The following is a 26,167-nucleotide window of genomic DNA, read 5'->3' as shown; positions in this document are numbered from 1 at the left end:
CCGCGTCGTACATGCTGCCATGGCGGGTCGGCACGCAGCGCAACGTCGCGGTCTGCCCGTCGGCCAGGTTGCTCACCCGAGGTGCGACTGCAATAACAGGGTGTCACGCTCGACAAGACCATTGCGCGGAAATCGCTGGAACGTCGAGTGAACTGAGATTGTGGGGAAGGGAGCCGTCCGGACCTCCAGAGCGGCGACGCCGGACGGGGCGGGGGGGACGATGCCGTCGAGCAAGGATAGGCAGCAAGGCTGCCTGAGCGTCGAGCCGGATGCGCCGTCGAGCTCTCTCGCCTCGAGCAGCGCTCCTGGTGAAGAGGCGGTGCGCACGCTCGTGCTCCCCGAGCACGCGCGCGCGGAGGAGGACGTGGCCGGCCCGATGCCCGAGGAGCGAGCGCAAGAGACCGCGGTCCGGCCGTCGCCGGCGTCGAAGACGTTGGCGGGAGCGACGATGGCGTACCGCGCTCAGGGCTCGACGCTCGTGGATGTCGGCGGGACGATCAAGCACTACGAGATCATCCGCGAGCTGGGGCAAGGCGGCATGAGCATCGTGTACCTGGCCCGGGACACGAAGCTCGGGCGCCTCGTCGCGATCAAGCTGCTGCTCGAGTACAGCGGGCAGGGGATCGAGCGCTTCCTGGCCGAGGCGCGTGCCACGGCGAGCTGCCGGCACGAGCACATCGTGGTGATCCACGAGGTGGACGAGATCCGTGGACACCCGTACCTCGTGCTCGAGTACATCAAGGGTCGGACGCTGAGCCAGTGGCGAGCCGAGCGCGAGCGCACCGGCGCGCCGGGCCCGATGCCGGTCGGGCTGGTTGTCGAGCTCATGATCCCGGTGGTCCGCGCGCTGGTCTGCGCGCACGAGCTCGGGATCGTGCACCGCGATCTCAAGCCGGAGAACATCCTCATCGACGACGCAGGGTGCATCAAGGTGGTCGACTTCGGGATCGCCAAGCAACTCGATGCCAAGCTGCTATCGACGCTCACGGAGGCGCGGGGGGAGCTCCCGGGAGATGATGAACAGAGCTTTCGGAGCGCGCTCGTCGGAACGCCGTCCTACATGTCGCCCGAGCAATTGCTGGGTGAGGACGTGGACGCGCGCAGCGACCTCTGGGCCGTGGGCATCCTCCTGCACACGCTGCTCACGGGGGCGCACCCGCTTGACCCATCGCCGATCGAGCGGCTCGCGGACATCGTGAACTTCGATGTTCCCATGCCGCGCGTCGGCACGCGGCGCCCTGATGCGGGCGCGCTGGGCGCCCTCGTCGACCGGTGCCTGAAGAAGCGGAAGGACGAGCGCATCGGCTCGGCCAGGGAGCTGCTCGCCGAGCTCGAGGCGCTGCTGCCCGGTCGCAAGGCGCCCGGGCTCGGCGAGGACGACTGCCCGTTCGCGGGGCTTTCCGCGTTCCAGGAGTCGGACGCTGCGCGCTTCTTCGGCCGCGATCGGGACGTGACCGCCATGACGGCGCGGCTGCGCTACCAGCCGCTCGTCACGGTCGCCGGCCCCTCCGGGGCAGGCAAGTCGTCGTTCGTGCGCGCGGGGGTGATCCCTGCGTTGAAGCGCTCCAGCGACCGCTGGGAGACGTTCACCCTGCGCCCGGGGCGCCACCCGATATCGGCGCTCGTCGATGTGCTCGCGCAGGTGGCCGAGTCCGAGCGCGCGGGCGCGCCGGCGGGCCCGGTCGAGCTCGCCGGGAACGGTGGGCTCGTCGCCACCTTGCGCGCGCAGCCGGGCTACCTGGGCACCCGGCTGCGAGCGCGCTGCCGCCGTCAGGGGACGAGGCACCACGTCCTGCTCTTCGTCGATCAGTTCGAGGAGCTGTACACGCTCGGCGCGAGCCGCGAGGAACGGGCGGCGTTCGTCGCCTGTCTGGAGGGCGCGGCCGACGACGCCTCGTCGCCCCTGCGGGTCCTGCTCGCCATCCGCTCGGACTTCCTCGACCGCGTCGCCGATGACTACGAGTTCATGACCCACGTGACTCGTGGTCTCTCGTTGCTGCCGCCCATGGGGCGCGAAGGCTTGCGTGAAGCCCTGACGAGGCCGCTGGACGCGGCCGGTCTTCGCTTCGAGACCGCCGAGATGGTCGAGCACATGCTGGACACGCTGGAGAGCACGCGCAGCCCCTTGCCGCTGCTGCAATTCACGGCCGCGAAGCTGTGGGAGGCGCGGGACCGCGCGCGCCGGCTGCTGACGCGGGACAGCTATGAGCAGCTCGGCGGCGTGGCCGGGGCGCTGTCCGCGCATGCGGACGCGGTGCTCTCGGCGCTGCCGGTGCGCGAGCAGCGGCTGGCTCGGGCGGTGCTGGCGCGCCTCGTCACGCCCGAGCGCACGCGCGCGGTGGTCAGCCTGGACGAGCTGTGTGAGCTCGCACAGGACGGCGAAGACCACGCCGGTGAGGCGATCGCGCAGGTGGTCCAGCACCTGGCCGGGGCGCGGCTGCTGCTCACCGAGGCCGGCGGCGAGCGCGAGGGCACGACGGTGGAGCTGGTTCACGAGTCGTTGATCGAGAGGTGGGCAAAGCTCCGGCAGTGGCTCGCCGAGAGCGAGCAAGACGCGCAGTTCCTTGCCAGGCTGCGCGCCGCGGCCCAGCAGTGGGAGGCGAGCGGTCACGCCGAGGGGCTGCTCTGGCGGGATCGCGCGGCGCGCGAGGCTCGAGCGTGGCGTGAGCGCCGCCGCGCCGAGCAGGGCGCCGAGTGGCGCTCCGGGCTCGGCCAGCGCGAGGAGCGCTATCTCCTTGCCGTCGTGGCCCTGTCCGAGCGCGCGCGGCGGCTGCGGCGGCAGATCGCCATGGGCGTGATCGCGATGCTCACCGCGATCGCTCTCATGGTGTCCTATCTCGCGATCAGCGCCGACCGGCAAGCCAGGCGCGCCGAGCAGCAAGCCGCGCGCGCCGACCAGGAAACGGCCCGTGCACAAGCCGAAGCCCTGCAAGCGCGCAACGCCACCCGCATGGCCGCGGCGCGCGAGCTGCAGGCCGACCCCACGACCGCGCTCTCGATATTGCGCGAGGTCGAGCCGCCCGATGTGCCGCGCGGGTGGGCCGTCGTGGCGCGCGGGGCGCTGCACAGCTGGGTCGCTCGGGCGGTGCTCACCCATCCAGGCGGCGTCATGGGGGCGAGCTACAGCCCCGACGGTAAGTACGTCGTCACCGCGTCGTTGGACAGGAATGCGCGCGTGTGGAAGGCCGACATGACGGGTGAACCGCTGGTCCTCCGAGGTCATGAGAACGGGGTCAGCTCCGCGGCGTTCAGCCCGGATGGAAGGTGGATTGTCACGGCGTCATGGGACGGGACCGTACGTGTGTGGAAGGCCGATGGGACGGGCGAGCCGCTGGTCCTCCGGGACCATGAGGGGCGGGTCAATTCGGCGGCGTTCAGCCCCGATGGCCAGCGCATCGCCAGCGCGTCCCACGACAGGACCGTACGTGTGTGGAAGGCCGATGGGACGGGCGAGCCGCTGGTGCTTCGGGGGCACGACGCTCCGGTCTATGCGGTGGCATTCAGCCCTGACGGCAAGCGCATCGCGACCGGATCGTACGACCACACCGCGCGCGTGTGGAGCGCGGATGGGAGCGGCGAGCCAGTCGTCCTTCGCGGCCACGAGCACGAGGTTCAGGGGGTGGCGTTCAGTCCCGATGGCCAGCAACTCGTCACGGCGTCGTCGGACAAGACCGCACGTGTGTGGAAGGCCAATGGGACGGGCGAGCCGCTGGTCCTCCGGGGTCACGAGGCTCCGGTCTATTCGGCGGCATTCAGCCCCGATGGCCGGCGCATCGTCACTGGGTCCCGGGACAAGACGGCGCGGGTGTGGAAGGCCGACGGGACGGGCGAGCCCCTGGTCCTTCGTGGTCACCAGGATGCGGTCTGGGCGGCGTTCAGCCCCGACGGCAAGCGCATCGCGACCGCATCGTACGACACCACCGTGCGCGTGTGGAGCGCGGATGGCACGGGCGAGCCTCTGGTCCTTCTCCGTGACCACGAGCCGATCGCTTCGGTGGCGTTCAGCCACGACGGCGGGCACATCGTGACGGCGCCCGAGGACAGGACCGCGCGCGTGTGGAACGCGGATGGCACCGGCCATCCCGTGGTCCTTCGCGGTCACAGGGACGTTGTCCATTCGGTGGCGTTCAGCCCGGATGACAAGCGCATCGTCACGGCGTCGTGGGACAGGACGGCACGTGTGTGGAACGCGGATGGCAAGGGTGAGCCGCTCATCCTTCGCGGTCACGAGGCTCAGGTCTGTTCCGCGGCGTTCAGCCCCGATGGCGAGCACGTCGTCACGGCGTCGTGGGACAGGACAGCACGTGTGTGGAACGCGGATGGCACCGGCGATCCAGTGGTCCTTCGCGGTCACGAGGCTCAGCTCTATTCAGCGGCGTTCAGCCCCGATGGCAAGCGCATCGTCACCGTGTCCTTCGACAAGACGGTACGGGTATGGAACGCGGATGGCGAAGGTGAGCCGCTGATCCTTCGCGGCCACGAGGATGTCGTCTACTGGGTGGCGTTCAGCCCCGATGGCGAGCGCATCGCTACGGCCTCCTGGGACAAGACGGCGCGCCTATGGAAAGCGGATGGCGCCGGCGATCCGGTGGTTCTTCGTGGTCACGAGCACTGGGTTCTGGGGGTGGCGTTCAGCCCTGATGGCAAGCGCGTCGTCACCGGGTCCCAGGACGGAACGGTACGGGTATGGAATGCCGATGGTACTGGCGAGCCGTTGGTTCTTCGCGGCTCCGAGTCTCCGGTCAACAGCGTAGCGTTCAGCCCCGACGGCAAGCGCATCCTCAGCGCGTCGGATGACAGGGCCGTCCGGGTGTGGACCGATCTGGAGCCGCTCCGCGGCGTCGATGACCCGAAGCTGTGGGCTGCGACCACCTACTGCATGCCGATCGAGCGGCGGATAGAGCTTCTCCGTCTGCCAGAAGCCTTGGCCCGGACCCATCAGGAAGACTGCCTGCGCCGCGTCGCGGCGGCCCGCGTGGCCGCCCCCGGGTCCCAGCCAGGCTCGGCTGCCCGACCGAGCGACACCGCCGGTCGATGACGAGCACCCTCCATCGAGCGCGCCCTCACCCCGCCCGCAGCCTCCACACCGCGGGCCGCAGCAGCAGGAGCGGCGCGGCAAACCCCGCGATGACGAACGCCCAGACGGTCGCCTCCACGCCGATCCGCCCCGCGAGCCAGCCGGCCGCCAGGGTGCCCGCCGGCAGGAGCGCCCCGGTGAGCACATGGAGCGTTGCATCGACCCGGCCGAGCACGTGCAACGGCAGGATGGATTGCCGGGTGCTCACCGCGTGGATCATGAACGCCATGAGGAACGCGTCCCCCACGAGCTGGTGCACCACGAGGGCAGGGACCGCGAGCCGCCCGAGCTGCGCCGCCAGCGGGATGAGCGCGCAGCCGGCCTGACTCATGAACAGGCTGAGGATCATCGCCGGCCCGGCGCCGAGGCGTCGGCCCAGCCAGCCGGCGAGGAAACTGCCGCCCAGCGCGCCGATGCCGCCCACGCTGATGATCAGCCCGACCGTGGTCGTGTCCAGCCGCAGATGCTCCAGGAGATAGAGCATGTACAGCGCGGAGAAGACCCCGCCGAGCAGGAGGGCGTGGACGCCCATCGCCAGGAACGTCGCCCCGACCACGGGGTGGCCCAGGCCGTGGCGCAGCCCGACCCGGAGATCCTCGACCAGCGAGGCGCCCCCATCACCTCCGCCGCCCGCCGGGACGGCCGGCGCCTCCGTCGCCCGGATGCGCCCGAGGAGCGCCGCCGACACGAGATACGACAGCGCGTCCACCACCATCGTCACCGGGGCCGTCAGCGCCTGGATCAGGATGCCCGCGGCGCCGGGGCCGGCGATCTCCGCGGCGGCCTCGGTCCCCTCCAGCCTGGCGTTTGCCTTGACCAGGTGCTCCTGCCCCACGAGCGCCGGCAAGTAGGCGTTGTCGGCGATCTGGAACAGGGAAGTGGCCATGCCCACCAGCGCGGCCACCACGGAGAGCTGGAGCAGGGTGAGCGTGCCGGTCCAGGCCGCGATCGGGACCGAGAGGATCAGCGCCGCGCGCACGAGATCCGCGCCGACGAGGAGCGGCCGCTTGCGCGAGCGATCGACGAGCCCGCCCGCGAAGAGCCCCACGAGGACGCCCGGCGCGGTGGATACCGCGGACAGGACCGCCACGCCCGACGCGTCGGCCCCGAGGCCCACGATGGCGATCACGGGCAGCGCCGTCCGGCTGATGCGGCTGCCTACGGCGCTCACCGCCTGCGCCGCCCAGAGGCGCAGGAAGTCGGGATGGCGAGAGAGGCCGGCGGGGGGAGGGGACATCGTCTGGGGCGTGAGCAGAGCAGAAAAGAGGAGGGAAGGAGAAGCGCGCACTATCGAACGCGGCCGATCGGTGGCCATGCGATCACCGCTCACGGCTTCGTCCGGTTCTCGGAAGACACCGCCGTCCTCCCCGGACCGTCCATGGAGAACGCAGCTCGCTGGATTGCGCCGGGGCGCCCGCATCCCGCTCGCCTCTCCGGGCAGGCGCGGCTACGAAGGCGGGCCTGGAGTCCCACGCGACCATGCCCACGCTGCTGCGTTCCCCGGCCACCAGGCTCGGCGCCGCGCTCGTCGCGATCGCGATGGCGCTCGTCGGCTTCCTGCCCCTCTTCGACGGCCCCGGCTACGAGAGCGCGCTCGCCGCCGGCCTGATCGTCCCGGGCGCCGCGGCGATCGTGACCGCCCTCGACGTCGCCGCGCATCGGCCGCCGCCTGTCGAGGCGTTCCGCCGCGGCGTCGCGAGCGGCGCCCTGCTCGCGGTCGTCGCGTACGCCACCACGCTGGCGCACGGCCTGCGCGCCGGCTTCTGCGATGTGCTCGGCGGCTCGGCGCACTTCGCCCTCGGGCCCGGGCTCGGCGCGGCGCTCGGCGGCGCCTGGGGCGCCGTCGCGGGCGAGCTCGCGGCCGGCATCCGGCGCGACGACGCCGCGCCTCCCCGCCCGGCGTGGCGGCGCCGGCTCATCGCCGTCCTCGCGGCGCTCGCCGCCCCCCTCGGCGCGATCGGCGTGAGCGCCGTCCGCTTCTACACGAGCCCGATCGTCTTCGCCTACGACCCCTTCGCCGGCTTCTTCAGCGGCACCCTCTACGACACGGTCGTCGACGCGTCCGGGCTGCTGACGTACCGCGCGGGGACGCTGGCCACCCTGTTCGCGGCGTCGGCGCTCGCGCAGCACCTCGTGCACGACGCGGGCGGGCGGGTGTCGTTCCAGCCGCAGGGCCGGCCCGGGCTGCTCCTGCTCGGCGGCGTGAGCGCCGCGCTGAGCGCCGCGACCGTCCTGGAGGGCGAGCGCCTCGGCCACTTCCAGACCTCCGAGAGCATCGCGGCCGAGCTCGGCGCGCTCTCGAAGGGCCAGCGCTGCGAGGTCGTCCACCCGCGCGGCATGCGCGAGGCCGACGTCCAGCGCTTCGTGCGCGAGTGCGACGCCCACATCGAGGCCGGCGAGCGCTGGCTCGGGGCGCCCGCGGCGGTCGATGGCCAGCCGCTGCGGGTCCGCGCCTACCTGTTCGAGAGCGCGGCGCAGAAGGGCGCGCTCATGGGCGCGTCGCGCACGTACGTCGCGAAGCCATGGCGCCACGAGGTGTACCTGCAGGCCGCCGGCTACCCGCACCCGACGCTCGGGCACGAGATCATGCACGTGCTCGCCGGCGCCTTCGCCCGCGGCCCGTTCAAAATCGCCGGGCGGCTCGGCGGGTGGCTCCCCGACCCGGGGCTCATCGAGGGGATCGCCGTCGCCGGCTCGCCCAGGGAGGGCGAGGACCTGAGCCCGCGCGCGTGGGCCAAGGCGATGAAAGATCTCGGGATCCTGCCGCCGCTCGCGCGCCTGTTCGCGCTCGGCTTCCTCGCCGAGAACTCGTCGACCGCGTACACCGTGAGCGGCGCGTTCGTCGGCCACGTGCGCGCGACGTACGGCGCCGACGCGGTGCGCGCCTGGTACGGCGGCAAGGCGCTGCCGGAGATCACCGGCGCCTCGTGGGAGGTGATGGAGCGCGCGTGGCACGCCGATCTCGACGCGCTCACGCTCCCCGACGCGGCGAAGGCGCAGGCGAAGGCCCGCTTCGATCGGCCGGCGCTCTTCGAGCGGCGCTGCCCGCACGTGGTCGACGCGTGCACCCACGAGGCGGAGGCGCTGCGCGCGCGCGGCGACCACGAGGGCGCCATCGCCGCGTACCGGCGCGTGCTGTCGCTCGACCGGAGCCCCGCGCCGCGCATCGCCATCGCCGAGACGCGGCTCGCCAGCGACGCGCCCGGCGCGCGGAGCGAGGGGATCCGCGAGCTCGAGGGCATCGCCGGGGACGCGTCGATCCCGCGCCACCTGCGCGATCGCGCGGCCGAGCGCCTCGGCGACGTCGCGCTCGCGGCGGGCGACCGGGAGCGCGCCGCGGCGCGGTACAGCGAGGTCGCCGGCCGGCTCGTCGACGAGGATCGGCTCCGGACGCTCGACGTGAAGATCGCTGCCGCGAACGACGAACGCGCCCGCGCGGCCATCGTCGAGCTGCTGATCGGTACGCGCGGCGGCGCGCCCGACAGGATCCGTGCGGCGGAGCTCCTCGGCGCGTGGGCCGCGCAATCCCCCGGCGATGGTCTGCCGAACTATTTGCTCGGCCGCCATTACCTGAGCGACGGCCGCTTCGATGAGGCCGCAGATCGCCTGGATCGGGCGCTCGCGGCCCACCTGCCCGTCCAGCGGGTCTGGATCGAGGCCGAGCGGCTGCGGCTCGTGGTCGCGTGCGGCGTCGAGGACGTCGAGACCGCCCGCAGGATGTTCGCCCAGTACGCAGCGCACGACGGGGCCGCCGGCACGGGGCCGGCCGTGAGCGAGGAGCGCCGGGACGCCGCCCTCCGCCTGCTCGAGCGCTGCGCCGGCGCGGCGGCCCGGCCTACGTCCTCGGCGACCGCGGGCGACCCGCCGGCCGGAGAAAAGTGAAGAATGCCTCTCGTCCCTGCGCGCTGACGTGGTGAGATGTCGTGGAAATGCACGCTGAGCCTGCGAGCGAGAGGGTTGGCCGCCTCGTCGCGCTGAACGCCGTCCTCACCGTCGTGGCCCGCCACTCGAACCTGCTCCTGCCGAGGCCGTTCGAGGAGCTCGCCGGGGCCGTCGGCCGGTTCGCCGCGTTCCAGCTCTTCGCGGTGGTGTTCCCGGAGCCGGAGGGCGGGCTCCGCGCGTACGCGGTCTTCCGCGGCGACGCGCTCGCCGCCGCGCCGTTCGGCGCGCGCCTGCCGGCGCCCGCGGCGCTCTTCCGGCGCGTGTTCGCCGAGGGCGAGCCGTTCTCCTGCGACGACGCCCGCGCGGGGAACGCCCTCGCCGAGATGGGCGCCAGCGAGGGGTGCCTCTCGTACGTCGCGCTCCCGGTGCGGGCCGCGCCTCCGGGCGCCGAGCCCGGCCACCCCGCCGCGCGCTCCGGGCCGGCCGGCGCCGCGGCCGGCGGCTTCGGCTGCCCGATCATCGCGGCGCTCGTCGTCGGCTACGGAGACGCCGGCGCGGCGGCCTCGGCGCCGATCCCGCTCCTCGAGGAGATCGCCGACGCGCTCGGCGCCGGCCTGGATCGCTCGCTGCGCGTCGTCGCCGGGGAGCGCGAGGCCGCCGAGCGGCTGCTCAGGATCCGCGAGCTCGAGGAGCAGCACCGGAACCTCCTCGACAACGCGCCGCTCATCATCTTCCGGCTCGATCCCGAGTCCGGCGAGCTCTCGTTCCTGAACCGGCACGCCGAGCGGCTCCTGGGCGTGCCGGTGGCCGAGGCGCTCAGGACGCCGGGCTTCCTCGGGGAGGCCCACGCCGACCCGGAGGGCGTGATGTGCTTCGAGGACGCGGTCGCGCGGGCCAAGCTCGGGGCCCCGTCGGCCTCCTACGAGGCGCGCCTGCGGCGGCGGGGCGGCGACGCGATCACCGCGCGCGGCACGGTGTACCCCCTCGTCTCGGATCGCGGCCGCGTCGTGGCGATCGAGGGCGTCCTCGCGGACGTGAGCACCGAGCACGCGGCGCGCACCCGGCTCATCCAGGTCGATCGCCTCTCGACGCTCGGCACGCTCGCGGCCGGCGTGGCGCACGAGATCAACAACCCCGCGGCGTTCATCCTGCTCGGCCTGGACATGCTCGACCGCCTCCTGCGCGGCCCGAACGTGCGCATGGAGGGCAGCGCCGCCTCCAGCGCGTCGGAGCTCGTGAAGGAGCTGCGCGACTCGATCAAGCGCATCGTCGACATCGTCCGTGATCTCAAGCTGTTCGCGAGCCCGCCGCAGCCCGAGGGCTCGCGGCGCACGCTGACGGACGCGAACCGCACGGTCGATTCCGCGCTGAGCCTCACGCGCGGCCAGATCATCGAGCGGGCGCAGATCGTGAAGAACCTGTCCGAGGTGCCGCCGATCCTCATGGATGACGGCCGGCTCGGCCAGGTCATCGTGAACCTCCTCGTCAACGCGGCCCAGGCGATCCCGAAGCCGGGCTCGAAGCACGAAGCCCGCGACCAGACGGTGACGGTCGAGACGCGGAGCGACGGGGAGACGGTCGAGATCGTGGTGACCGACACCGGCGCCGGCATCGCGGAGGAGAACCTGCCGCGCATCTGGGCGCCCTTCTTCACGACGAAAGGTCCGGAGGTCGGCACGGGGCTCGGGCTGTCGATCAGCCGCGAGATCATCGAGCGCGCGGGCGGGCAGATCACGGCGGAGAGCCCGGTCCCCGGGCGCGTCCCGCCCGGCGGCGCGCGGTTCATCATCTCGCTGCCCGCGGCGGGGCGGACGGACGAGGCGACGCCGAGCGTCTCGCCTGTGCCGCGGCTCGTCTCGAAGCGGGTGCGGGTGCTCGTGGTGGAGGACGAGGCGTCGCTCGCCCGCGCGCTGTCCGATCAGCTGGGCCGCGTGCACGAGGTGGCGCTCGCGCCGAGCGCCGACGCCGCGATGGGGATGCTCGCGGGCGGGCAGCGCTTCGACGTGGTGCTCTGCGATCTGCGCATGCCCGGCATGTCGGGCGACGTCTTCTACACGCGGATCCGCGAGAGCGATCCTGTGCTGGCGCAGGGGTTCATCTTCATGACCGGCGTCGGCTTCGGCGCGGACGTCGAGCGGTTCCTCGCCTCGTCGGGCCGCCCGCTCCTGGAGAAGCCGTTCTCCGCCGAGGACGCGCTCTCCGCGATCGCCGAGGTCGTCTCCGCGAACTCCGCGCCCCGCCCGGAGGCGCGCGACAGCAGCAGGTGAGAGGCGCCCGCGCTGTCGCCAGCGGGGCCTCACCGCCGTCCACGTCGCGCGCTCGCGATCCGTGACCGGCGCGCCCGCTGGAGCGCGCTGGTCACGGACCGATCAGCCGAGGAGCTGCGCGCAGATCTGCTGGAGCTCCCGCAGCACGTCTGGGGTGGCTTGCAAGGTGATCCGGGAGCGGTGCTCGCCCTCCTGGTAGCTCAGCGTGAGCAGGACGACGGGCGCCGCGATCTTCGCCCCGCGGCTCGCGGCCGCGATCGTGTCGACGCGCCAGTCGACGCCGGTGAGCAGCTTGCCGTGGTCGAGCAGCGCGCCGCGCACGATCTCCCGCCGCACGACCGCTCGGGCCTGGTCGTAGCCGGCGAGCAGGATCGCCTGGAGCTCCTCGGCGCCCTCGCCCGGCGCGAGCGCCGCGAGGTCGGCCGCGAGCGCGGCGCGGTCGAGGTCGCGCTTGCTCGCCTCGCGGACGAGGAACCGGCACGCCTTGAGCACGCGCGCGAGCGCCTCGGAGCCGACCTCGTGCCGGCGGCAGAACGCGTCGAGGAGCCGCTCGACGGCGGCGGGCACCGGCTCGCCGAGGCTCGGCCCGAGCGCCTCCCAGAGGCGCTGCCGCGCGCCCTCGGGCAGCTCCAGGAGCCGGCGCAGGTCGGCGGCGAGCTCCGGGGGCGGCGGCGCGCCGCCGAGGGAGCGGAGCTCGGCGCCGCGCGGGCTCATTGGCTCAGCTGGATCGGGATGTAGAGCGCCCGCATCTTCGCCGCCGTGCCCGCGCGCGTGTACCCGGCGAGGCCGAACAGGACGTTCCACCAGTGACCGTCCGGGGTCTCGCCGTACGAGAACAGGGGGACGAGATGGAACTCCCACTCCTTGCCGTTCCGCACCCGGTGCTCCCGGTACACGGTGTTGAGCGCGACCTGCGTCACCGAGTTTGGATCCGCGAACCGGAAGAAGAACGGCAGGGCCACCGTGGTGCGCGACGTCGGCGACGCGAAGTCCCAGAGGAACGGCGCGACGACGAGGTGCGTCGAGTCGCGGTTCCTCCCCGAGTAGAAGAACGGATAGATGTCCGTCTCCCAGCCGGTGAGATCCCGCGTGTGCCGCACGAGCGGCGTGAGCCAGGTGGTGTCGCTCAACCCGTGGCGCTTGAAGCGGCCATAGAACGGGAAGAGGACGAGATCATCGCTGCGCGGCGAGGTGTTCCGGTAATAGAACGGGAGCAGGAACGTCCGCTCGAGATCGATGTCCGGATCCCGGTATTGCCAGAAGAGCGGCGTGATCATGTCGAGCTCCGTCCGCCCTCGGTAGCGAGCGTAGCCCCAGGTCGCGAAGGTGCTCTCCCCCTCCTCGCCGCGCGCCTTCAGGAAGAGCGGCGTGACGAGCAGGCTCTTGTTGCCCTCGTACCCGTAGTGGAAGAACGGGAACAGCGTCGTGCGATCGTAGTTCTTGCCCCAGCTGTGCCAGTAGAAGGGCATGACGTTGAACACGTCACCCTTGCGGGAGTGCTGCCACATCAGCGGGCCCCACACGTTCGTGGAGCGGTCTCCGACGTCGCTGTAGTGGTAGTAGTGCAGGAGCGGCGGGATGACCTCGTACTCGCTGCTCTCGTCGTGGCCGTAGAAGTAGAGGGGGGCCAGGCCGAGATCGATCTTGTCGGCGGAGCGCGTGTCGCACGCGGGGCCGCCCTTCCAGCTGCAGAAGAGGGGGCCGACCAGGTTGAAGCCGCTCTGCGCCGTGTGGTGCGTGAAGGTCAGCAGGGGAGGGATGTGGAAGTAGCCGCTCCCGTCGTCGCGCTTGCCCTCGAAGAAGAGCGGCGCGAGCCAGTTGTCGTGCCGGCCCGGCTCTGCCTTCCGCCCCGGGCTCGCGGGGCGCCCCTCGGACTCGCGGTGCATGAACGGGCCGACGATCGTCGTGTACGTGTTCTCGTCGCGGAGCTTCCAGAAGAAGGGGAAGAGCACGTCGGCGTCGACGTCCTTGCTCCGGCGGTTGTAGTAGAGCGGCGTCACCATCGTGGCCCGGTCGCCGGGCATCCGGCGCTCGGCCCACAGGGGGAAGAGCGTCCTGAACTGGTAGCTGCCGCTCCGCTCGCTGTAATAGGGGCCGTACCAGTCGCGCTGGATCTCCGCGGCGCGCCCGCGCTCCCACTCGCCGACGTCGTTCGTGCCGATCTGCTTCTTGACCGCGGGCGGCACCGCCAGCGGGTCCTCCGGCAGGGTCGGCTCCTGGGTCTGGATCGGGCTCTCCTCGGACGTCGGCGCCGCGTGCGTCTCCGGCGTGCCGGGCGGCGGCTTCGGCGGCGCGCTCGCGGGCGGCGGCTGCGTCATGCCGGGCTGGCCGAAGCCGAGCTGCGCCGCCGCGACGGACGGCGCGGCGAGCGCGGCGAGCGCCGCGGCGAGCGACAGCGCCGATCGCGCGCGCCGAGCGCGGCCCCGCCCCTCGCCCGCCGGCGCGCCGCGCGCCCCTCGCGAGCAGCCCCGCGCTCCCATCGCCTCGGAGGTCAACGCGCTCCCCGCTGGCCGCCGGGCGGCGCCTCGAGGGCCCGATCCGCGAGCACGCGCGCCGCACCCTCCAGCGGGATCTCCTCCTGCACGTGCGCCACGAGATCCTTGATCTGGAGCACGCCGCGCTCGATCTCCGCGTCGCCCAGGATCACGCAGAGCCGCGCGCCGAGGGAGTCCGCGCGCCGGAGCATCGCCTTGAGCCGCCCGCCGCGCCCGTCGAGCTCGACCGGGACGCCGAGCGCGCGCAGCTGCTTCGCCAGCACGAGCGCCTGATCCGCGCCGCTCTGGCCGAGCGGGGCGAGGAAGCAGCCTGGCCTCCGGCGGGGCGAGGCGCCGGGCATCATCGTGAGCAGCCGCTCCATCCCCATCGCGAAGCCGATCGCGGGCACGCTCGGCCCGCCGAGCCCCGCGACCATGGCGTCGTAGCGGCCGCCGCCCGCGAGCGTGCTCTGGGCGCCGAGATCGCCCGCGGTCGCCTTCACCTCGAAGAGCGTGCGCGTGTAGTAGTCGAGCCCCCGCACGAGCGACCGATCGACGACGTAGTTCACGCCGAGCACGTCGAGGCAGCGGCGCACGCCGTCCCAGTGCGCCCGGTCCGCGTCGTCGAGCAGATCGAGGATCGACGGCGCGTCGCGCGACACCTCGTGATCGCGCTGGTCCTTCGAGTCGAGGATGCGCAGGGGGTTCTTCTCGAGGCGGCGCTGCGAGTCCTCGCTGAGCTCGGCCTTGCGCGGCGTGTAGTGGGCGAGCAGCGCCTCGCGGTAGCGCTCGCGCGTGCCCGCGCTGCCGAGCGAGTTCACGTGGACCACGAACTCGCCGACGCCGATGCGCTGCAGGAAGCCGGCGACGAGGTCGATCGTCTCGGCGTCGCAGAGCGGACCGGGATCGCCGAAGAGCTCGCAGCCGGCCTGGTAGAACTGGCGGTAGCGCCCCTTCGCCGGCCGCTCGCCGCGGAACATCGGGCCGAGGTAGTACCAGCGGGTGACCGGCTCCTTCGCGTGGACCGCGTGCTCGACGTAGGCGCGCGCGGCGCCCGCGGTGCCCTCGGGGCGGACGGTGAGGTGATCGCCGTGGCGTTCGAAGGAGTACATCTCCTTCTCGACCACGTCCGTCGTCTCCCCCATCTGGTGCCGGAAGAGCTCCGTCGGCTCGAGCAGCGGCGTGCGCACCTCGGCATAGCCGTGGAGCTCCGCGTGGAGGCGGAAGGCCCCCTCGAGCTTGTGCCAGCGCTCCACCTCTTCGGGGAGGATGTCGTTCATCCCCCGTACCGCGCGCAGTTCCATCGCGCGGCGCTTATGGTCGGTGCTGGCGAGCGGGTCAAGCCGGTCGGATGCTTCCGGGTGAGCTTCGGTCTCGCCGGCGCGTCGCCCGAGGACTATGGGGTCTTTCCAGAGGCATGGCGAAGGCGAAGGCACGCGCTGCGGCGATCGATCTTGGGAAGGCCCGCGTGGGCGTGGCCGTGACCGACGAGCTCGGGCTCTACGCGCACCCGCGGCCGCTGCTCGACGGGCGAAACCGGAAGGCGCTCCTGGAAGCCCTTGCGGCGCTCGCTCGGGACGAAGGCATCACCCGGTTCCTCGTGGGTCTGCCGCTCGAGATGAACGGGGACGAGGGGCCCGCCGCGCGGCGGGCGCTGGCCTTCGCGCAGGCGCTGGCGGACGCGGCCGGCGTCGAGGTGGAGCTCGTCGACGAGCGGCTGACGACGGTCGAGGCGGCACGGCGGCTGCGCGACGGGGGCGTCTCGGGGCGGAAGAGCAAGGAGCGCGTCGACGGGGCGGCGGCGGCGCTGCTGCTCCAGGCGTGGCTGGACCGTCGGGGCTAGACCGCTGCCACCCGGCTCTGGCCTCGACCGGGAGGCGCGTGGCCAGGGACCGTCGCGGCTACCGGCTCTCGCTGCGGAGCAAGAGGTACGCGCCGGCGGCGCCGACCGCGCCGACCGCGAACAGCACGACGTCCCACATGGGCCACGCGACGCCGGCCGCGCGCCGGAGGACGACGGCCTCCACCACCCGCACGAGCAGCGACGCGAAGCCGTACGCGCACAGGCCGACCACGATCGGCCGGCGCAGGTTGTCGGCCAGATCGACCGCCTTCATGCTGTTGTTCCAGACGGTCTTGCGCACGTGGCTCGCGCTGATCAGCGCGGGGGTGATCAGCGCGAAGCCGATCCCGGACGCGAGCAGGACGGCCTCGAGGCCCGTCAGGTTGTCGGTCACCTGGCCGCCGCGCGACAGGCGGATGATCGCGGTGACGAGCGTGATCAGGCTGCCGGCGACCCAGAAGAGGCCGAGCGCGAAGAGCAGCAGGATGAGCGGCCTCGCCATGGTCACCTGCTGCGCCTGGCGGAGCTGCATCGTCGGCGCCACGCGCGGCGCCGACGGCATCGACACGCGCGGCCCGGGCGACCCGGGGGCGTCGAGCTCCTTGGGCTCGGCCTCGCTCGTGTCGTAGAGCGCGAGCTCCGCGTCGAGCTCCTCCATCGTCTGGTACCGATGGCCGGGCTCCTTCGCCATGGCCCGCTGGATGATCATCTCGAGCGGCTCGGGGATGCTCGGCTCGAGCGAGCGCGGGCGGGGCGGGTCCTCGGTGAGGACCGCGGTGAGCGTCGCGGTCGGATCGTTGCGGTCGAACGGGCGGCTGCCGGTGAGGGCGCAGTAGAGGATCGCGCCGACGGCGTAGATGTCCGCCCGGTGATCGACGCGCTCGCCGCGGGCCTGCTCCGGCGCCATGTACGAGGGCGTGCCCATGATCATGCCGGTCTGCGTGAGCGCGGCGCCCGGCGCGTCGTCGACCTTGGAGATGCCGAAGTCGATCACCTTGGCCGTCGGCATCGCGAGGTCGCCGGTGAGGAACACGTTCTCCGGCTTCATGTCGCGGTGCACCACGCCCTTCGCGTGGGCCGCGGCGAGCGCCTTGCAGATCTGCCGGACGATGCGCACGGCGGGGCCGGTCTTCATCTTGCCGGCCTCGTTGAGGTAGTCGGCGAGCTCCTTGCCTTCGAGGAACTCGTTCACGAGGAACGGACGGCCCTCCGCGGTGCGGTGGACGTCGAAGACGGTGACGACGTACGGGCTCTGCACCGCGGCGGCGGCCTCGGCCTCGCGCTGGAAGCGCGAGATCACCTGGGGCTGCCGCGCGAACTCCGGGTGCAGCATCTTGATGGCGAACCGCTTGCTGGAGATCCGCGTGTGGCGCGCCTCGTAGACGCGCCCCATGCCGCCCTCGCCGACGACGCGCACGACCGTGTACGTCTCGTTGAGCGTCTTGCCGACGAGATCGTCGCGGAGCGCGTCGTCCTCCGACTCGTCGAGCGTCGCGGCGTCGCGCGGGCAAACCCTGAACTCGGCCGGGTACCGGACCCCGCAGGTGGGGCAGACCTTGGGGGTCGAGTTGTCGCTCCCGGTGGTCGGGAGCGCCGTGGCGGAGGAGGAGAGGCTCGTCATCGCGTTCGCGATATGAAGGTCCGACTGCGAGCCGCGCGCGTCCGACTGCGGTCGGGAGGCTTCGTCGGGGGGCCGGATGGTGCCGGGCATCGCCGACCGAGGGTAACCAATCGGCCGTTCTGGGGGTGACAAATCGCGCGGCCGTGTCGACCGCGTTGACGGACCGAGGCACCTGCGTATACTCGCGCGCTCCTCAGCTCACTGGCCTGAACTTCGCGGGCTCCCGCCACTACGGGCGTGGGGCTCACATTCAGGCGTCACTTGGCCAGCCGCCGGTCCCGTTCTTCCGTTGTCGGAGAGGACGAGCCGGCCCGGACGCTCGGTAGCGCACCGGCAGGGCCATGGAGAGCCAGCCATGCTGCACTCGGTTCAGAAGACGGACATCATCCAGAAGTACGCGATCCACGACGGCGACACCGGGTCGCCGGAGGTCCAGATCGCCCTCCTCAGCGAGCGGATCAACCAGCTGCAGGAGCACTTCCGCACGCACCAGAAGGACCACCACTCCCGCCGCGGCCTGCTGAAGCTGGTGAGCCAGCGCCGCCGGCAGCTCGACTACCTGAAGCGCGTCGACATCGAGCGCTACCGCAGCCTCATCAACCGCCTCAACCTCCGCAAGTAGCGCGATCCTCGGGCCGATCAGGCCTGAGGTCCCGGCGCGAGGCGTGCGCCGCACGCCCGCGCTGCGCGAGAGCAGGCGACCTCGCCTGCCGTCGGCCCGCTGGGCCTGTCTGTCCCACCTGCTGCTTCACGCCACCACTGGCGGTTCCCCGGCGGCCCGTCCGCGTGGGGTCGGTCCTGCTCGCGGCTCGCACGCGCGCGGTCCGCCTCATCCGCGGCTGCGCGCGCGCCTTTCTGCACAAGCACCCCTGCGCGCGCGGCCGTTCCGGTCCCTTCCGTTCGGGAGGTTTTGCGGCACGCACCCCTGAACGCCTGCGTTTTGCGCTGGCGAGAGTGGAGCGGACGCTCTAAGGAGGTCACTCATTGACCACGGACCGGCGGGGCGATCGGGCCTCGCCGTTCCCGAGCGCGGGCTCCGCGCGTCTTCGTCTTCGCTTCGTGCGCAGCAGGTCGGCTCCTGCGCAGGAACCGAGGAAGAAGAGCAGCCCCTCGCGCTCGGCGTAGCGCCGCACGCAGCGGCCCTCGCGATCGTGCGAGAGAGAGCTGAAATCCCAATGTTCGTTCGTGAATCCGTCATGGTGGGCGGCCGTGCCCTCACCCTCGAGACCGGCCGCCTGGCCAAGCAGGCCCACGGGGCCGTGCTCGTCACCTACGGCGATACGATGGTGCTCGTGACCGCCGTCTCGCAGGACGAGCGGCCGGGCCTCGACTTCTTCCCCCTCACCTGCGAGTTCGTCGAGAAGACGTACGCCGCCGGCAAGATCCCCGGCGGCTTCTTCAAACGCGAGGCGCGCCAGCGCGAGGAGGAGATCCTCTCGAGCCGCCTCATGGATCGCCCGCTCCGCCCCCTCTTCCCGGAGGGCTTCAAGCGGGACACGCAGATCATCGCGACCGTCCTCTCCAGCGACAAGCAGAACAAGGCCGACGTCCTCGCGCTGACGGGGGCGAGCGCCGCGCTGCACATCTCGGACATCCCCTGGCACGGGCCTGTCGTGGGCGTGCGCGTGGGCCGGCTCGACGGCGAGTTCGTGGCGTACCCCACGGTCGCGGACATCGAGCGCTGCGACATCGACCTCGTCGTCGCCTGCTCGCGCGACGCGATCGTGATGGTCGAGGGCGGCGCCGCGGAGGCGACCGAGGCGGAGATCATCGACGCGCTGATGTTCGCGCACGAGACGGCGCAGCCGGTGATCGATCTGATCGAGAAGATGCGCGCCGCGGTGGGCAAGCCGAAGCGCGAGTTCGTCGCGCCGGCGCTGCCGGACGAGATCAAGCGGCGCGTCGCCCAGATCGTCGACGAGGACCTGAAGGCCGCGACGAAGGTGACCGACAAGAAGGCGCGCTACGACGGCTACAGCTCGCTCAAGAAAAAGCTGACCGAGACGCTGAGCGCCGAGCTCGGCGCCGAGAAGCTCCTGCCCCTCCAGGGGCTCGTGAAGGCGGAGTTCGAGGAGCGCAAGGCGCACGTCGTTCGCACCTACGTGACCGAGGAGGGCAGGCGCATCGACGGCCGCGACGGCAGGAGCATCCGGCCCATCATGTGCGAGGTCGGCCTGCTCCCGCGCGTGCACGGCAGCGCCCTGTTCCAGCGCGGCGAGACGCAGGCGATCGTCACGACGACGCTCGGCACCTCGACCGACGAGCAGAAGATCGACGGCCTGATGGGGGAGACGTGGAAGCGCTTCTATCTCCACTACAACTTCCCCCCCTTCTCGACGGGCGAGACGAAGCCGCTCCGCGGCCCCGGCCGGCGCGAGATCGGCCACGGCGCGCTCGCCGAGCGCGCGCTCTCCCGGATGATCCCGGCGCCGGATCAGTTCCCGTACACGATCCGCATCGTGTCGGAGACGCTCGAGTCGAACGGCTCGTCGTCGATGGCGGCCGTCTGCGGCGGGTGCCTCTCGCTCATGGACGCGGGCGTGCCGATCAAGTCGCCCGTCGCGGGCATCGCGATGGGGCTCATCATGGAGGGCAATAAGTACGCGGTGCTCTCGGACATCCTCGGCGACGAGGATCACCTCGGCGACATGGACTTCAAGGTCTGCGGCACGGCGCGCGGCGTGACCGCGATCCAGATGGACATCAAGATCGCGGGCCTGAGCCGGCAGATCCTGGCGCAGGCGCTGGATCAGGCGCGCGAGGGGCGGCTCCACATCCTGGGCAAGATGCTCGAGACGCTGCCGACCACGCGGCCCGAGCTCAGCCAGTACGCGCCGCGGATCACCACGGTGCGCGTGAAGCCCGACCAGATCCGGCTGATCATCGGCCCCGGCGGCAAGACCATCAAGGGCATCGTCGACCAGACCGGGGTCGCGATCGACGTCGAGGACGACGGCACCGTGAACGTCGCGTCGGCCGACTCCGACGCGGTGAAGAGGGCGCTCGACATCATCAAGGGCCTGACGGCCGAGCCCGAGGTCGGCGCGACCTACAAGGGGACGGTCAAGCGCATCACCGACTTCGGCGCCTTCGTCGAGATCCTCCCGAACACCGACGGCCTGCTGCACATCTCGGAGATGGCCCACACGCGCGTCGAGCGCGTCGAGGACGTCGTCAAGGAGGGAGATTCGCTCGACGTGAAGGTGCTGAGCGTCGATCGCGAGGGGAAGATCCGGCTGAGCCGGCGCGAGTTGCTCCCGCTCCCTGAAGGCGAAGAGGGGGATCGGGCGCGCGAGCGCATGGCGCAGGCGCGCGACGCCGGCCCGCCGCCCCGGCGCGATGGACCGGGCGGGCGAGGCGGCGATCGCGGCGGCGATCGCGGATCGCGGCCCGGCCTGGACCGCGATCGTGGCGGCCCGCCGCGCGAGCGCCGAGAGCGCCGCTCCTAGGTACAAGACCCCAAGGCGGGACCTCATGCCGCGCTGCGGCGCGCGCCCGAGCCGTCCCGCCGCTCACTACCCTTCAGAGAGATCTCCGATTCGCAGCGATCCGCGGCCGTGCGCGCGGGTCGCCGCTGCGCACGGCCGGACGCCGCGCTCCGCTGCTGCGTTGACGCGCGCGTGCGCCGCGCCGCGCAGCGGCTCATCCCCCAGCTGCTTTGTTGGAATCCGGTGAAGTCCGCATGGCCCGTTCACAATCAGGGTAGTGTCGCGACCCCTGCTCGTGGCATGCTCCGCCCGTGCTCGTACGCAGAGCGAAAATCGTCTGTACCATTGGCCCTTCGTGTGACTCTCAAACGACGCTGGAGCAGCTCATCCGCGCCGGTATGGATGTCGCTCGACTCAACTTCTCTCACGGCTCGCATGAGGATCATGGCAAAGCAATCGCCACGGTCCGTGCGGCTGCGGAGGCATGCGGGAAGCCTGTCGCGATCCTGCAGGACCTCTGCGGCCCGAAGATCCGAGCCGGTCGCTTCCCCGGCAACACCTTCGAGGTGGCTGACGGGGCTTCCGTCACCCTGATCGAGGCGAACAGGGACAGCCCAGTTGCCACGCCCGGCGAGATCCCGATCCTCTACGAGGGGCTCGCGTCCGACCTGCAGCCGGGCGACGTCGTCCTGATCGACGACGGCCGCGTCGTGGTCACCGTGACCAAGGTCGAAGGGGAGCGCGTCCACGCCGGCGTGACGCAGGGCGGACGCCTGCGCGATCGCGTCGGCGTGCACCTGCCCGCGAGGCGCGTGCGCATCTCGGCCCTCACCGAGAAGGACAAGGCCGACCTGAGCTTCGGTCTCGCGCAGGGGGTCGATTACGTCGCCCTCTCGTTCGTGCGCAACGCGGACGAGGTCCGGCACGTGCGCGACATCTGCGAGGCCTGGGGTCGCCCGACGCCGATCGTCTCGAAGATCGAGACGCCAGGCGCCATCGACAACCTCGAGTCGATCATCCTCGCCTCGGACGGGGTCATGGTGGCGCGCGGCGACCTCGGCGTGGAGTTCAACCCGGAGCGGGTGCCGATCATCCAGCGCGAGATCCTCGGCCTCGCGCGTGTGCACCAGAAGCCGGTCATCGTCGCGACCGAGATGCTCCAGTCGATGGTGACCGCGACGCGCCCGACGCGCGCCGAGGCGAGCGACGTGGCGACGGCCGTCTTCGACGGCACCGACGCGGTCATGCTCTCGCAGGAGACCGCGACCGGCGCGCACCCGCCGCTCGTCGTGCGGATGATGGCCCGCATCGTCACCGAGGCCGAGCAGAGCTCGTTCTACCGGTATCTCTCGAGCGAGCAGCCCGGCCAGCGCGCCAACGTCCCGGAGGCGACAGCGCGCGCCGCGTGCGACATCGCGAAGGACATCGGCGCGAAGCTCATCATCGCGTTCACCGAGAGCGGCCTCACCGCGCGGTACGCGTCGAAGGCGCGCCCCGTGGTGCCCATCGTCGCCTTCTCGCCGAACGACACGACGCGCCGGCGGCTCGCGCTGCTCTGGGGCGTGGTGCCGTTCCCCGTCGACGCGCTCCGGAACTCGGACGAGATGATCGAGCGCGCCACCGGGTACCTGCTTGCGAACGGCCTCGTCTCGCCGGGCGACAAGCTCGTCACCATCTTCGGCGCTCCTGTCGGCGTCTCGGGGTCGACCAACACGATTCGGGTGAAGGTCGTTGAATGAGCCTGCCCGCCCGCGATAGGGGCTCGTCGGGCGAGCAGGAATCCCTCTCCAGAAACGCGGGCGCAGAAGTCCTCCCGAAGCTCGAGAAATACGAGCTGATCGAGGAGCTAGGCCACGGCGGGATGGCCACGGTCTACCGCGCCCGCGACCCGCGGCTCCGCCGCGAGGTCGCCGTCAAGATCATCCACAAGCACCTCCGCGAGAACGCGGAGGTCGGCACCCGCTTCGTCGCCGAGGCGCGCGCGGCGGCGAAGCTGCGCCACCCCGGCATCGTCGAGGTGTACGACGTCTCCAGCGAGCAGGACCGCGAGCGCTACCTCGTCGTCGAGCTGCTCCGCGGCGCCACGCTGCGCAAGATCCTGGGCGCCCACCGCGAGATGCCGGCCGAGATCGGCGCCGCGGTGGTGCTCGAGCTCTGCGACGCGCTGGAGCACGCGCACGCGTCGGGGATCATCCACCGCGACGTGAAGCCGGAGAACGTGCTCGTCGAGCTGCCTTCCGACCGCGCCGGCGAGAGCCGGGACGGCGCGAGCGTGGTGATCAAGCTCACCGATTTCGGCATCGCCAAGATCCTCGACGCTCAGGGCGTCACCTCGACGGGGCAGGTGCTCGGCTCTCCGGCGCACATGGCGCCGGAGCAGATCGAGGGCGGCGAGGTCGACGCGCGCACCGACGTGTTCGCGCTCGGGGTGCTCTTCTACGAGTGTCTCGTCGGGCACCTGCCGTTCGAGGGCAAGAACCCGGCGCAGGTGCTCCGCAAGGTGCTCGAGGGGATCTACCCGGAGGCCGAGCGCGAGCGAGCCACCGTGGGCGCGCGCTGGAGCCGGATCGTCGCGGGCGCCCTCGCGCACGACATCGCCGCCCGCCTGGCGAGCCCTCGCGCGCTCGCGGATCAGATCAGGGCCGAGCTCACGGCGCTCGAGATCGCGGAGCCGCGCGCCGAGCTCGCCGCCTACTTCGCCGACCCTGCAGGCTACGCCGAGCGGCACGTCGCGCGGCTCGTCCCGCGCCTCGTGGCGCGCGCGGAGGCCGGCCGCAAGCGCGGCGACGTGCCCGGCGCGGCCGCGGACTACAACCGGGCGCTGGCCCTCGCGCCGAACGACCTCACCATCCTCAAGCGGCTCGCGAAGCTGAACGCGAGCCGCAACCGGCAGAAGCTCGCGCTGCGCGCGCTGCTCGTCGCGCTCGGGTCGGTGGCGCTCGGCCTCGCCGCGTTCACGATCGCCCGCGCGCTCCGTGACCCGCCGCCGGTGGACGTGGACGCGCTCGCGGCGGCCGAGCCGCCGCCGACGACGCCGCCGACGCACATCGACGCCCTCGTCCCGTCGCCGAACGTGCGCGCGGTCGCGCCGAGCGCCAGGGAGGTCGCGAGCGCGCCGCGGCCCCGCGCGCGGCCACCGTTGCCGCACATCCCGCCCTCGGCCGCGCCGACGGAGGACGTTCCGGCGGTGCGCGACGTCGTCTTCCAGATCGTCCCGAGCGGCGCCAGGCTGGTGCTCGATGGCGTCGAGATCAGCTGGTTCGGCGCGAACAAGGTCACGCCCCTCAAGATCGGCACACACACCGTTCACATCAGCGTGCCCGGCTCGCGGTGCTGCAAGCCGTACGCGGGCGTCATCTCGGTCGTGGCGCCGAAGCCCGGCGTCTCCGCGCCGCAGCGGATCATCCACAAGCTGGAGATCCTGCCCAGCACGGTCGTCCTGAGCGGCGCGCCTCCGAGCGCGCAGGTCGCGTGCCCGCAGATCGGCCTGATCGGCTACGCCGGCACCCCGCAGGCCGTGACCTTGAACGACGTGTCCTGGAGCGGGAGCTGCCTCTTCACGCCGGCGACGCCGGAGGCCGCGCCGCGCGTCGGCAACGTGACGCTGGTGGCCGGCGAGCCGAACACGGTTTCCTGGCCGTCCGGCTGACGGCATTGCCGTCATTGTGGCGTCCGCTCCGGAATTCTCAGCATCCCCGTCCAAACTCCGCTACATCACGGCGCACCCCTTCCGCATGGCTGCGCGAACTCCAGGCAGGAGATCTCCCGGCGCTCGCTTCCCATCGGTCGGGGGCTGCCGCGCCTTGCGCGCGCCGCGGCGCCTCGCGGCGGCGGCCGCCGCCGCCCTCGCGCTCTGCTTCGCGGCGCCGGCGCGCGCCGACGACGTGCAGCAGTTCGAGCTCGCCAAGACGCGCTTCGACGCCGGGCACTACGAGGAGGCCGTGAGCCGCTTCGCGGCGATGCTCGATCCCGCGAACCCGCCCTGCGAGCGCGGCCCTATCGAGGCGGAGGGCAAGCCGTGCAGGATCTCCGAGCCCGGCCTGGTCGAGCGGGCGCGCGGCCTCGCCGCCGCGGCGCTCGTGGCGCTGCGGCGCACGAGCGAGGCCGACGCGTACATCGAGAAGATCCTCCTCGACAACCCGGTGTACTCGCCGAACCCGGCGGTGTTCCAGCCCGAGGTCATCGATCGGTTCACCGCGGTCCGGGCGCGCATCCGGGCGCGCATCGAGGAGGTGACGCGGCAGAAGGCCGAGGCGCAGCGCGCGGCGCGGCTGCGGGTCGAGCGGGGCCGCGAGGACGAGCGCCGCTGGGTCGCCGAGCTCCATCGCCTCGCCGGGCGCGAGCGGGTCGTGGCGCAGAACTCCCGCTGGACCGCGATGCTGCCCTTCGGGGTGGGGCAGTTCCAGAACGGCGATGATGGGCTCGGCTGGTTCTTCCTGGTGAGCCAGGCCGTCGCCGGCGGGACCTCGATCGTCTCGGCGATCGCGCTGGCCAGCTACGAGAACGTCGACATCTCGCCGAGGTCCTCGGGGCAGGGCGGCGGCCCGGTGCAGAGCGTCGACATCGACGCGCTGAACAGCCGTATCGGGACCGCGGCCGCCGTCAACCGCGTGGCCTTCGGGGCGTTCGCGACGCTCGTCGCGGCCGGGATCGCCCACGCGCAGATCACGTTCGTCCCCGAGCGGGTCTCCTTCCGGACGCGCCCCGTGCCGCCGCCGCCGCCGAGCTTCACCGCCGCGCCGACGATCTCCGTCGTCCCCGGCGGCATGGTCGCGGGGCTCACCGGACGGTTCTGACCGGGGGCGCCGCGCGGCTCACGCCTTCCGCGCGGCGGCGATCCAGAACCCGCCGAGCTGCGCGAGCGGCGTGTCGCACAGCGCCCACTCCGCCCGGCGCAGGAGGCGCCCGAGGCCCGGCACGCGCATCGCGGCCGCGAACGGCGTCACGATGCGCACCCCGCGCGAGGCGACGACGCGCACGCCGTCCGGCATCAGGGCGGCGGCGGCGCTCGGCGCGTCGAAGCGCGTGAAGACGGCGCTCTCCCGGGTCCTGTCGCTGATGGCGCCCGCCGGGCCGAGCCGCTTCACGAGCCCGCGCAGGCTGTAGGGGTTGTAGAACTCGGCGATCACGTGCCCGCCGGGCCGCACCACGCGCGCCATCTCCGACAGCGCGCGACGGACGTCCTCCACGTGGGCGAGCACCTTGAACGAGCACGCGACGTCGAAGCTCTCGTCGGCGAACGGCAGGTCGGTCGCGCTCCCCTCCACGACGTCGAGCCCGCGCTCCCGGGCGCGCTCGAGCATGCCGGGCGAGAGATCGACCCCGCGCGCGGCGCGCGCGAACGCGCCGAGCCGCGCGAGCAGGAGCCCGGTCCCGCACCCCACCTCGAGCACGTCGCGGCCCTCGCCGAAGCGGCGCACGAAGTCGACCTCGAGCGCGTCGACGAGGTCGTGGTAGCCCCCGGGATCGCGCCCTCCGCGCCGGGCCTCGTAGCGCGCCGAGAACTCGTCGTAGTACGCCCGCGTCGCGCGCAGGTGCTCGTCCGTGCCGACCTCTACCGTCTGGGCTCCCATGG

General features: G+C 72.3%; 15 protein-coding genes. 9 read left to right on the top strand and 6 right to left on the bottom strand.

Features of this window, described 5'->3' with window-relative positions; translation table 11 throughout:
• The first annotated feature begins 448 nt into the window (after positions 1–448).
• Positions 449–5,038 (top strand): serine/threonine-protein kinase, encoded by a 4,590-nt coding sequence (locus WMF34_RS23500; RefSeq protein WP_012237183.1) that lies wholly within the window; start codon positions 449–451, stop codon positions 5,036–5,038.
• A gap of 25 nt (positions 5,039–5,063) precedes the next feature.
• On the opposite strand, the gene WMF34_RS23495 is transcribed toward WMF34_RS23500, so the two are convergent.
• Positions 5,064–6,314, bottom strand: a complete 1,251-nt coding sequence (locus WMF34_RS23495) for an MFS transporter (protein WP_012237182.1) — start codon at positions 6,312–6,314, stop codon at positions 5,064–5,066.
• Positions 6,315–6,556: 242 nt separating this feature from the next.
• Here WMF34_RS23495 and WMF34_RS23490 point away from each other — a divergent pair, with 242 nt between their 5' ends.
• Positions 6,557–8,959, top strand: a complete 2,403-nt coding sequence (locus WMF34_RS23490; protein WP_437989184.1) for a hypothetical protein — start codon at positions 6,557–6,559, stop codon at positions 8,957–8,959.
• Between the two features lie 47 nt (positions 8,960–9,006).
• Entirely contained in the window at positions 9,007–11,226 is a 2,220-nt protein-coding gene (locus WMF34_RS23485) for a hybrid sensor histidine kinase/response regulator (protein ID WP_012237180.1), read from the top strand.
• Positions 11,227–11,328: 102 nt separating this feature from the next.
• Here the strand turns inward: WMF34_RS23485 and WMF34_RS23480 are convergent, their stop codons facing one another.
• Genes WMF34_RS23480 through hisS form a run of 3 tightly spaced genes read right to left on the bottom strand, consistent with a single transcriptional unit; the run spans position 11,329 to position 15,004 of the window.
• The gene (locus tag WMF34_RS23480; RefSeq protein ID WP_437989183.1) at positions 11,329–11,940 is read right to left on the bottom strand and encodes a COMM domain-containing protein; all 612 of its coding nucleotides are present in this window, start codon (positions 11,938–11,940) and stop codon (positions 11,329–11,331) included.
• Entirely contained in the window at positions 11,937–13,721 is a 1,785-nt protein-coding gene (locus tag WMF34_RS23475) for a hypothetical protein (RefSeq protein ID WP_012237178.1), read from the bottom strand. The genes WMF34_RS23480 and WMF34_RS23475 overlap by 4 nt, the downstream gene beginning before the upstream one ends.
• Positions 13,718–15,004, bottom strand: coding sequence for a histidine--tRNA ligase (hisS, locus tag WMF34_RS23470; protein WP_012237177.1), 1,287 nt, complete (start codon positions 15,002–15,004; stop codon positions 13,718–13,720). The genes WMF34_RS23475 and hisS overlap by 4 nt, the downstream gene beginning before the upstream one ends.
• Before the next feature lie 113 nt (positions 15,005–15,117).
• Here hisS and ruvX point away from each other — a divergent pair, with 113 nt between their 5' ends.
• The gene (gene ruvX, locus WMF34_RS23465; RefSeq protein WP_044965551.1) at positions 15,118–15,543 is read left to right on the top strand and encodes a Holliday junction resolvase RuvX; all 426 of its coding nucleotides are present in this window, start codon (positions 15,118–15,120) and stop codon (positions 15,541–15,543) included.
• A 58-nt stretch (positions 15,544–15,601) separates the two neighbouring features.
• Here ruvX and WMF34_RS23460 read toward each other — a convergent pair whose 3' ends face one another.
• On the bottom strand, positions 15,602–17,164 hold the full coding sequence (locus WMF34_RS23460; protein ID WP_157906859.1) for a serine/threonine-protein kinase: 1,563 nt from the start codon (positions 17,162–17,164) through the stop codon (positions 15,602–15,604).
• Between the two features lie 355 nt (positions 17,165–17,519).
• Between WMF34_RS23460 and rpsO the strand changes: the two genes are divergently transcribed.
• From rpsO to WMF34_RS23435, 5 genes are all read left to right on the top strand, one after another.
• Complete coding sequence (gene rpsO / locus WMF34_RS23455; protein WP_012237174.1) at positions 17,520–17,786, top strand: 30S ribosomal protein S15; 267 nt, start codon at positions 17,520–17,522, stop codon at positions 17,784–17,786.
• Positions 17,787–18,339: 553 nt separating this feature from the next.
• Positions 18,340–20,613, top strand: coding sequence for a polyribonucleotide nucleotidyltransferase (pnp, locus tag WMF34_RS23450; RefSeq protein ID WP_012237173.1), 2,274 nt, complete (start codon positions 18,340–18,342; stop codon positions 20,611–20,613).
• Positions 20,614–20,903: 290 nt separating this feature from the next.
• Positions 20,904–22,331: a pyruvate kinase gene (gene pyk, locus WMF34_RS23445; protein ID WP_012237172.1), complete on the top strand. Its 1,428-nt coding sequence runs from the start codon at positions 20,904–20,906 to the stop codon at positions 22,329–22,331.
• Entirely contained in the window at positions 22,328–24,241 is a 1,914-nt protein-coding gene (locus WMF34_RS23440) for a protein kinase domain-containing protein (RefSeq protein WP_437994601.1), read from the top strand. The genes pyk and WMF34_RS23440 overlap by 4 nt, the downstream gene beginning before the upstream one ends.
• Positions 24,242–24,395: 154 nt before the next feature.
• The gene (locus WMF34_RS23435) at positions 24,396–25,388 is read left to right on the top strand and encodes a hypothetical protein (RefSeq protein WP_231865021.1); all 993 of its coding nucleotides are present in this window, start codon (positions 24,396–24,398) and stop codon (positions 25,386–25,388) included.
• Between the two features lie 18 nt (positions 25,389–25,406).
• Here the strand turns inward: WMF34_RS23435 and WMF34_RS23430 are convergent, their stop codons facing one another.
• Positions 25,407–26,165, bottom strand: a complete 759-nt coding sequence (locus WMF34_RS23430; protein WP_437994600.1) for a class I SAM-dependent methyltransferase — start codon at positions 26,163–26,165, stop codon at positions 25,407–25,409.
• Between the last annotated feature and the right edge of the window lie 2 nt (positions 26,166–26,167).

The sequence above is a fragment of the Sorangium sp. So ce145 genome (genome assembly GCF_051525985.1).
Classification (GTDB): Bacteria; Myxococcota_A; Polyangia; order Polyangiales; family Polyangiaceae; genus Sorangium; species Sorangium cellulosum_B.
Note: the sequence above shows the minus strand (reverse complement) of the source record. Positions and strands in the feature narration are given on the sequence as shown.